Here is a 1,923-nt window from a genome sequence, read left to right on the forward strand (position 1 = left end):
AGCCCCTGTTCATCCTGTTTTCGATGAGTGTCTCGACGACGGATGGGTCGGCGAGGGTTGAGGTGTCGCCGAGGGCTCCGAAGTCGTTTTCTGCGATCTTGCGCAGGATGCGGCGCATGATCTTGCCCGAGCGGGTCTTGGGCAGGCCCGGCGCCCACTGGATGAGGTCGGGCTTGGCGATCGGTCCGATCTCGGTGCGGACCCATTTTTCCAGCTCGGTCTTCAGCGCGTCGGTGGGCTCCACGTCGTTCATCAGGGTGACATAGGCGTAGATGCCCTGGCCCTTGATCTCGTGGGGGTAGCCCACGACCGCGGCCTCGGCGACCGCGGCATGGGCGACGAGGGCCGATTCGACCTCGGCGGTGCCCATCCGGTGGCCCGAGACGTTGATCACGTCATCGACCCGGCCGGTGACCCAGTAATAGCCGTCCTTGTCGCGGCGGCAGCCGTCGCCGGAGAAGTAATAGCCCTTGTACTGGCTGAAATAGGTGTCCTGGAACCGGTCGTGATCGCCCCAGACGGTGCGCATCTGGCCGGGCCAGCTGTCCTTGAGGCAGAGCACGCCCTCGGCCTCGGTGGTGGTGATCTCCTCGCCGGTCTCGGCGTTCAGCACCACCGGCTGCACCCCGAAGAACGGCAGCGTGGCCGAGCCCGGCTTGGTCGGAATGGCGCCGGGCAGCGGCGTCAGCAGGTGGCCCCCCGTTTCGGTCTGCCACCAGGTGTCGACGATCGGCCGCGTGCCCTTGCCGACATGGGTGTTGTACCATTCCCAGGCCTCGGGGTTGATCGGTTCGCCCACCGAGCCCAGCACCTTGAGGGACGACAGGTCGTATTTCTCGACCCATTCGGGGCCCATCCCCATCAGCGAGCGGATCACGGTCGGCGCGGTGTAGAACTGGTTGACCTTGAGATCCTGGCAGACCTGCCAGAACCGGCCCGCATCCGGGTAGGTCGGCACGCCCTCGAACATCACGGTGGTCGCGCCATTGGCCAGCGGGCCGTAGACGATGTAGCTGTGCCCGGTGACCCAGCCCACATCCGCGGTGCACCAGAACACGTCGCCCTCGTGATAGTCGAAGACGTATTCGTGCGTCATCGCGGCGAAGACCAGGTAGCCGCCCGAGGAATGGACCACGCCCTTGGGCTTGCCCGTGGACCCCGAGGTATACAGGATGAACAGCGGATGCTCGGCGCCGAGTTCGCGGGCCGGGCAGTCGGGCGAGGCATGTTCCATCAGCGCCAGCACGTCGACATCGCGCCCGTCGACCCAGGTGGTCTGGTCGCCGGTATGCTTGACCACCATGCAGCGCACCCGGTCCGAACAGTGCAAAAGCGCCGCGTCGGTGTTCGACTTGAGGTTGGTCCGCCGCCCGCCGCGGGGCGCGGTGTCGGCGGTGATCACCACCTTGGCGCCGCAATCGTTGATCCGGTTGGCCAGCCCGTCGGCCGAGAAGCCGGCGAAGACGATGGAATGGATCGCCCCGATCCGCGCGCAGGCCAGCATCGCATAGGCCGCCTCGGGGATCATCGGCATGTAGATCACCACCCGGTCGCCCCGCATGACACCCTGCGAAAGCAGGACGTTGGCCATCCGGTTCACCTTCTCGTGCAGCTCGCGATAGGTGATGTGGCGGACCGGATCCTTGGGATCGTCGGGCACCCAGATGATCGCGGTCTGCTCGCCGCGTTTGGCCAGGTGCCGGTCGATGCAGTTCGCCGCCACGTTCAGCGTGCCGTCGCGGTACCAGTGGATCTCGACCTCGCCCATCTTGAACGAGGTGTTCTTCACCTCCGTGTAGGGCTTGATCCAGTCCAGCCGCTTGCCCGCCTCCCCCCAGAACCCCGCAGGGTCCTCAACCGAAGCCCGGTACATCGCCTCGTACCGCGCCGCATCAACATGCGCACCGGATACAAAGTCCGAAC

At 66.0% G+C, this 1,923-nt stretch carries 1 protein-coding gene; it reads right to left on the minus strand.

Annotation, left to right across the window (positions count from 1 at the left end; genetic code table 11):
* The coding region (acs, locus tag EV655_RS18460; protein ID WP_132546810.1) for an acetate--CoA ligase at window positions 1-1,923 on the minus strand (1,923 nt) is incomplete at both ends.

Origin of the sequence: Rhodovulum euryhalinum, assembly GCF_004342445.1 — a bacterium.
GTDB classification, from domain to species: domain Bacteria; phylum Pseudomonadota; class Alphaproteobacteria; order Rhodobacterales; family Rhodobacteraceae; genus Rhodovulum; species Rhodovulum euryhalinum.